Genomic DNA, 7049 nt, shown 5'->3' with positions numbered 1-7049 from the left:
CTGTCCGTGCACAGCCCCGAAGACCTCGAACACGTCGCTCAGCAACTCAACGGCCGCCCACGCAAAACGCTCGGCTGGAAAACCCCAGCCGAGCGCCTGCGTGATCTACTGACGACCACGTAAGCCATCAGGTGTTGCGAGGACCCCGAGAATCCGCCACTGCCTGCGGGCCCTTGCGTCGTGTGCGGCACCTGAAGCGTTCAGAGCAGCTTGCGCGCGGCGCGCCTCAGGTCGTACTCGTGGATGATCGCTTTCGCATGGCCGTAAGCGAGGTTGTGTTCGCCCCGGAGCCAACTGACCTTCTCCTCGAAATTGAAGAGAGACGGTCCTTCCTCGACGGTGCGGAGCCAGTCGGACACGGCACGACCGGTGCACTCGGGGATTCGGGAGAGCAGATTTCGGTGGGTCTCTTCGGAGAAGACTTGGGACATCGGCGCCTCCGGACGCTGTGCGCGTGTGCTCTTCACGCCACCGTGCCTGAGCGTCCGCGTATTGGCAACAGTCCAGCGCGGACACGTAGGGTCGGCGGGGTGCTTGATACGACGGAACTGACCGATGCGGCGGAGCGCTTCGCGGACCGTCTGCGTGCCGCGCCGCAGAGCCGGCTGCAGAAGGGCGCGGCGGCGGAGGCGCTGGCTCTGGCCAGGGAACTGTCCACCAGGGCGCAGTGCATCGAGGACCCGGGACGGGAGCCGAGGATCATGCCGGACGCCGGGGTCTTCGCGGTCGCGGACCAGGTGCTGGTGGCGGCGAACGATTTGGCCGAGGTACTTCGTTCGGTACCGGCGGCGTCACACATGGTTGACGAGGCCGTCACTCTGGTGAAGGCGACGGCGCGGCGGTCGGGCCTGTAGACCTTCCGCCGCGAGGCGGCCGGGGCCGGTCGCTGGGACGGGCCGGGGGGTCGGTCAGCGGCGGGTCGGGCCGTGCCGGCGGGTCGGTCGCTGGGACTGCCGGTGGGTCGGTCAGTGGGACGCGATCACGCGGTCCGCGAGGATGTACACGCTCTCCTCGCCGCAGGAGAAGGTCAGCGCGTACGCGCCGGACACTCCGGACCCGCCCAGCAGCACCGGGGCGTCGCCCGCGCGCAGCGAGTCGGCGAGGCGCTCCGCGGTCTCGCGGTGGCCCGGCGTCATGCACAGGGTCGTACCGTCGGCGAAGACGTACACGTCCAGCGTGCCCAGCGGGCCGGGGCGGACGTCCGCCAGCTCGGTGCCCGTGTCGGCCAGCTCCTGCAGCTTGGACACGGTGCGCTCGTGGTCGGTGACGACTGGCGTCTGGACCGGCACGAAATCGGGGTGCGAGGGGTGGCGGCGGCGGGCCGCGGCCAGCTCCGGGGAGTCCTCTGCGAACTCGGTCACCTCGGGCAGGTCCGCCATGTCGTCGAGCGCGTCGAGCCCCTCGGCCGCGTCCAGGTCCATCGACTCCAGGCCCACGAAGTCCGCCTGGCGCGGGACGTAGAACGGTGGCATCTCGTCGCCGATGCCGGACAGGCCGCCGAGCGCGGACGCGGAGCCCTCGCCGGAGTAGCGCGCGGAGGCGTCCGCGGCGTCGCGCGCCTCCTGCGCCGCCCAGAAGGCCCGCGCCTCGGCCAGCTCGCGCTCCCGCTCCTCGGCGAGCGCCTCTGCGACGGCCGCGCGTATCTCGCCGGCGTCACTGGTGCGGGCGTGGGGCACGACGGCGGTGGGGGCGGACACGGACAGTGCGGCGAGCTCTGACCTCAGGGCGGCGACCTGCTTACGGAGCCCGTGGGCGGCGTGCAGGGCAGCGGCGCCCACGGCGGTGGCGGCGGCCGTGGTCAGCAGCAGGGCAAGAGACATGGCGCTCACTGACTTACTCCCGGTTTCAATCGGATCCCCCCGACTTCTACATCAGCTTGCGATGTACTCGCGCCCCCTGTCAGTGCATTACGTCACGAATTGGACAGGACTTTGTGCCTGGTGTTCGGTAGCGGGGCGGCTGTGACCTGCGAAAAGGGTCTCCCCCAGGAGATAGGTCACATCCTGGGGGAGATTCAGTCACGAACTGAGATCCGGACCGGGGGCGCCCGGACGTGCCGGTCCTCATCCGGTCTCCGGGTCCGGGTCCGGAGACCGGATGAGGCCGCCCAGGCTCCGGCTCAGCTCAGCCGCTTGTGTCGGTGGTCGCGTTCGCTTCGCCACCGCTGCGGGCAGGTGCCGCCCTCGCCGCGCGGCTGAGCCGCATGTCGACAGGGTCGGGCGACCCCTACCCTCCGCTCCGGCTCAGCTCAGCCGCTTGTGTCGGTGGTCGCGTTCGCTTCGCCACCGCTGCGGGCAGGTGCCGCCCTCGTTCCTCGGGCGACCCCTGCCCTCCGCTCCGGCTCAGCTCAGCCGCTCGATCACCATCGCCATGCCCTGGCCGCCGCCCACGCACATCGTCTCCAGGCCGAACTGCTTGTCGTGGAACTGGAGGCTGTTGATGAGCGTGCCGGTGATGCGCGCGCCGGTCATGCCGAAGGGGTGGCCGACCGCGATCGCACCGCCGTTGACGTTGACCTTGTCCAGGTCGAAGCCGAGCTCCCGGTAGGAGGGGATGACCTGCGCGGCGAACGCCTCGTTGATCTCGACCAGGTCGATGTCCGAGGTGCTCAGGCCGGCACGCCGCAGCGCCTGCTTGGACGCCTCCACCGGGCCGAGGCCCATGATCTCGGGGGAGAGGCCGGAGACACCGGTCGACACGATCCGGGCCAGCGGCGTCAGGCCGAGCTCCCGGGCCTTCGTGTCGCTCATGATGACGAGCGCGGCGGCGCCGTCGTTCAGCGGGCAGCAGTTGGCGGCCGTGACGAGGCCGTCGGGGCGGAACACGGGCTTGAGGCCCTGCACGCCCTCGAGGGTGACGCCGGCTCGCGGGCCGTCGTCCTTGCTGACGACGGTGCCGTCGGGCGTCGTGACCGGGGTGATCTCGCGCTCCCAGAAACCGTTCTTGATGGCTTCCTCTGCGAGGTTCTGCGACCGGACGCCGAACTCGTCCATCTCCTGGCGGGTGATGCCCTTGCTGCGGGCCAGGTTCTCCGCGGTCTGCCCCATGGCGATGTACGCGTCCGGGACGAGGCCGTCCTCGCGCGGGTCGTGCCAGGTGGAGCCCTCGGACTCGGCGACGGCCGCGGTGCGGGCCTCCGCCTCGGCGAAGAACGGGTTGTGCGTGTCCGGCAGGCTGTCGGAGTTGCCCTTCACGAACCGGGACACCGTCTCGACACCGGCGGAGATGAAGACGTCGCCCTCGCCGGCCTTGATGGCGTGCAGCGCCATGCGGGACGTCTGGAGCGAGGAGGAGCAGTAGCGGGTGACGGTGCAGCCGGGGAGGTGGTCCATCCCCATCTGCACGGCCACGATGCGGCCCAGGTTGTTGCCCTGCTCACCGCCGGGCAGACCGCAGCCGAGCATCAGGTCGTCGATGTCACGCGGGTCGAGCTCAGGCACCTTGTCGAGCGCGGTCTGGATGATCCCGGCGGTCAGGTCGTCGGGGCGAATGTCCTTGAGCGAGCCCTTGAAGGCCCGGCCGATCGGGGAACGGGCGGCAGAGACGATCACGGCTTCAGGCATCACGGCTCCATGAGGGGAAGACGGAAGGGCTGATGGGGAAGTTACCCGGACGTACGGCGTGGGTCACTGTGCGCGAGGTGTGATGCGGGACTCTTTTCTAAGCGGGCGCTTGCTTATGCCTGTGCCCGGCGGATTCTCTCTCTACTCGCCCCTGCCCGAAACCGGGGCTCCGCACCCAGGTCCTTGCCCGGCGGCCGGGGCTCCGCACCCGGATCCCCACCCCGGGGTGGGGGCTGTGCGCCCGGACCCTCGCCCCGTGTCGGGGGTGTCGGGGGTGTCGGAGGGCTCTGCCCTCCGGCCCCCCCGGGGGCTCTGCCCCCGGCCTCCAGCGTCCGGCGGTGCTGCCCCGGGGCCCCGCGCCTCATTCGCCGCCGTGGGCGGAGATGCCGAACAGGCGGCATTTCCGTCCGTCCGGCGATTGAGGGCACAGCGCGAACCGGGGCACCGGGCCCCGGGCGAAGCCGGTTCGGGAAGGACGGGGAGAAGGGCAGGGAGACGGGGAGAAGGGCGGGAAGGGCAGGGAGAAGGGCGGGAGGAAGGGGTGGGTGGGGGAACGGCCTCGGAGAGCGGCCCCGCCCCTACACGCGCGTCGACCGTCGCGCGTGTCGACCATCGCTCACGTCGGCCGGACCCGGTCCTCCGCAGGCCGGGTGGACGTCGTGGTGGACGGCGGGGCGTCCGCCGTCGGGGGGAGGCGGCGGCGCCGGCGGTGCTTGAGGAGGGCCCATGGGGCGCGCGCGCCCGTGACCTCCGTGCCCGCCTCGGAGGCCGCCGTCGCGGCCGCCCGGGCCACGGGGAGCATGTCCTCGTCCCGGTCCGCGTCCAGCGCGTCGGTCTCCGGCCACAGGCCGAGCACCGCGCACAGGGTCGGCAGTACCGCCATCGCGGCCGTCGCGTACCCCTCCGCCGAGGGGTGGTAGTTGTCGACGCCGAACATCTCCCGCGGGTTCGCGGCGAACTCGGGGCCGAGCAGGTCGCCCAGGGAGACCGTACGACCGCCCTGCTCCACGACCACGATGGTCTGGGCCGCGGCCAGCTGCCTGCTCACGCGGCGGGCCATCCAGCGCAGTGGCTGGTAGACCGGTTCGATCGTTCCCAGGTCGGGGCACGTGCCGACGACGACCTCGGTGCCCGCCGTGCGCAGCCGGCGCACCGCGGAGGCCAGGTACCGCACGGACTGCGTCGGCGGCATCCGGTGGGTGACGTCGTTGGCGCCGATCATGATGACGCAGACGTCCGGGGTGCGGCTCCGGTCGGCGAGGAGCTGGGTGACCTGGCGCTCCAGGTCGTCGGACTGTGCTCCGGGGAGCGCGATGTTGCGGACCTCCACGGGGCGTTCCGCCACCGCCGCGAGGCCCGAGGCCAGCAGCGCCCCGGGCGTCTGGCCGGCGCGGTGGACGCCCTGGCCGGCCGCGGTCGAGTCGCCGAGGATGCCGAGGTACAGCGGGTTCTCCCGGCCGAAGGTCAGCCCGTACAGGCCGTCGCCGCGCGGGGGGATCGGGGCATGGCCGCCGCTGACCGTGCGTTTCGCCAGGTGAACCTCGGCAAGGACCAGTCCCAGTCCCGCCGCTCCGAGCAGCCCGATGCCGCCCCCGCCGTATGCCGCGCCGGCCGCGATGCGCCGCGCCACCCTCGCTCTGTACACCGTCCGAGCCACCTCCTCGCAGCTCGCGGGCCCGCGGCCGCCACAGGGGCCGCGGCCCTCGCGGGCTTCGTCGCCGTACGTAGGTCCCTCGTCCGATCCGGAACAAGGGCCCTACAGCTAACTGCCCCGCAGCAACCGTCGCCCAATCCCGCGCCCGCCCGCTTACGCTGGGCGAACCATCACGGAGACCCCGGAGAACATTGTGCGTATCCACAACTCGATGATCAGTCTTGTCGGCGACACCCCGCTGGTGAAGCTGAACAACGTGACCGCAGGCATTTCGGCGACCGTCCTTGCCAAGGTCGAGTACTTCAACCCCGGCGGGTCGGTGAAGGACCGGATCGCGCTGCGGATGATCGAGGCGGCGGAGGAGAGCGGCGCGCTCAAGCCCGGCGGCACGATCGTCGAGCCGACGAGCGGCAACACCGGCGTCGGACTTGCCATCGTGGCCCAGCAGAAGGGCTACAAGTGCATCTTCGTCTGCCCGGACAAGGTGTCCACGGACAAGATCAATGTGCTGCGCGCGTACGGGGCCGAGGTCGTCGTGTGCCCCACGGCCGTCGACCCGGAGCACCCGGACTCGTACTACAACGTCTCCGACCGGCTGGTGCGGGAGACCCCGGGTGCCTGGAAGCCCGACCAGTACTCCAACCCGAACAACCCGCGCTCGCACTACGAGACCACCGGCCCCGAGCTGTGGGACCAGACCGACGGGCGGATCACGCACTTCGTCACCGGCGTCGGCACCGGCGGCACGATCTCCGGCACCGGGCGGTATCTGAAGGAGGTCAGCGACGGCAGGGTCAAGGTCATCGGCGCGGACCCCGAGGGTTCCGTCTACTCCGGCGGCTCGGGCCGTCCCTACCTCGTCGAGGGCGTCGGTGAGGACTTCTGGCCGTCCGCGTACGACCGGACCGTGACCGACGAGATCGTCGCCGTGTCCGACAAGGACTCCTTCCAGATGACGCGCCGCCTCGCCAAGGAGGAGGGCCTGCTGGTGGGCGGTTCCTGCGGGATGGCGGTCGTCGCGGCGCTGCGCGTCGCGGAAGGGCTCGGCCCCGACGACGTCGTGGTCGTGCTGCTGCCCGACAGCGGCCGCGGCTACCTGAGCAAGATCTTCAACGACGAGTGGATGGCCGACTACGGCTTCCTGGAGGGCGAGGGCGCCGCGAACGTCGGCGACGTCCTGCGCGACAAGGAGCACGGCGGTATCCCCAGCCTGGTGCACATGCACCCGGAGGAGACCGTCGGGCAGGCCATCGAGGTGCTGCGCGAGTACGGCGTCTCGCAGATGCCGATCGTCAAGCCGGGCGCCGGCCACCCCGACGTGATGGCCGCGGAGGTCATCGGTTCCGTCGTCGAGCGGGAGTTGCTGGACGCGCTGTTCAGCCAGCGTGCGTCGCTGGGCGACCCGCTGGAGAAGCACATGTCGGCGCCGCTGCCGCAGGTCGGCTCCGGTGAGCCGGTGGGCGACCTGATGTCGGTACTCGGCTCGGCGGACGCGGCGATCGTGCTGGTCGAGGGCAAGCCGACGGGTGTGGTGAGCCGTCAGGACCTGCTGTCGTTCCTCGCCAAGGGCGCCAAGTAGTCCGGCGCGTACGTCCTTTCGCACAATCGGTACGAGCGCGTCACGTCCGCGCAGCACCCGCTTAACACGTGCCGGGCACAGTGGTGGATGTCGGCAGGGGGACCTGGCAGGTCGTCCCGGCCGGCACCACTGGCGGCGTCACAGGACTTCCGGAGCGGCTCCCGGACCTCCACGGACGCCACGGACACGACAGGCCGGTCCTGACCCGGCCCGTGTCCCACGCGGGGACCGCCGTCGTCCCGCCCCCCGGCTC

At 71.3% G+C, this 7049-nt stretch carries 6 protein-coding genes and 1 pseudogene; 3 read left to right on the top strand and 4 right to left on the bottom strand.

Going from position 1 to position 7049, the window contains the following annotated elements; translation table 11 throughout:
* Nucleotides 1-123 (top strand): annotated as a pseudogene (locus AB0903_RS14240) (IS30 family transposase); the annotation flags it as partial.
* A 77-nt stretch (nt 124-200) separates the two neighbouring features.
* On the opposite strand, the gene AB0903_RS14235 reads toward AB0903_RS14240, so the two are convergent.
* Complete coding sequence (locus tag AB0903_RS14235; RefSeq protein ID WP_356894250.1) at nt 201-431, bottom strand: DUF4287 domain-containing protein; 231 nt, start codon at nt 429-431, stop codon at nt 201-203.
* A 99-nt stretch (nt 432-530) separates the two neighbouring features.
* Here AB0903_RS14235 and AB0903_RS14230 point away from each other — a divergent pair, with 99 nt between their 5' ends.
* Nucleotides 531-854, top strand: a complete 324-nt coding sequence (locus tag AB0903_RS14230) for a hypothetical protein (RefSeq protein ID WP_366702443.1) — start codon at nt 531-533, stop codon at nt 852-854.
* Nucleotides 855-965: 111 nt separating this feature from the next.
* Here the strand turns inward: AB0903_RS14230 and AB0903_RS14225 are convergent, their stop codons facing one another.
* From AB0903_RS14225 to AB0903_RS14215, 3 genes are all read right to left on the bottom strand, one after another.
* On the bottom strand, nt 966-1820 hold the full coding sequence (locus AB0903_RS14225) for a hypothetical protein (RefSeq protein WP_366702459.1): 855 nt from the start codon (nt 1818-1820) through the stop codon (nt 966-968).
* Between the two features lie 522 nt (nt 1821-2342).
* Nucleotides 2343-3563, bottom strand: coding sequence for an acetyl-CoA C-acetyltransferase (locus AB0903_RS14220; RefSeq protein WP_366702441.1), 1221 nt, complete (start codon nt 3561-3563; stop codon nt 2343-2345).
* 616 nt (nt 3564-4179) lie between these two features.
* Nucleotides 4180-5193, bottom strand: a complete 1014-nt coding sequence (locus tag AB0903_RS14215) for an SGNH/GDSL hydrolase family protein (RefSeq protein ID WP_366702439.1) — start codon at nt 5191-5193, stop codon at nt 4180-4182.
* Nucleotides 5194-5410: 217 nt separating this feature from the next.
* Between AB0903_RS14215 and AB0903_RS14210 the strand changes: the two genes are divergently transcribed.
* Entirely contained in the window at nt 5411-6796 is a 1386-nt protein-coding gene (locus AB0903_RS14210) for a cystathionine beta-synthase (RefSeq protein WP_366702437.1), read from the top strand.
* The last annotated feature ends 253 nt before the right edge of the window (nt 6797-7049 follow it).

The sequence above is a fragment of the Streptomyces sp. NPDC048389 genome, assembly GCF_040706335.1.
Lineage (GTDB): Bacteria > Actinomycetota > Actinomycetes > Streptomycetales > Streptomycetaceae > Streptomyces.
Note: the sequence above shows the minus strand (reverse complement) of the source record. Positions and strands in the feature narration are given on the sequence as shown.

Bases quoted from the DNA above. Each gene is read 5' to 3' on its own strand.
- AB0903_RS14225 (WP_366702459.1), bottom strand. From the start codon at position 1,820: ATGTCTCTTGCCCTGCTGCTGACCACGGCCGCCGCCACCGCCGTGGGC.
- AB0903_RS14235 (WP_356894250.1), bottom strand. From the start codon at position 431: ATGTCCCAAGTCTTCTCCGAAGAGACCCACCGAAATCTGCTCTCCCGA.
- AB0903_RS14220 (WP_366702441.1), bottom strand. From the start codon at position 3,563: ATGCCTGAAGCCGTGATCGTCTCTGCCGCCCGTTCCCCGATCGGCCGG.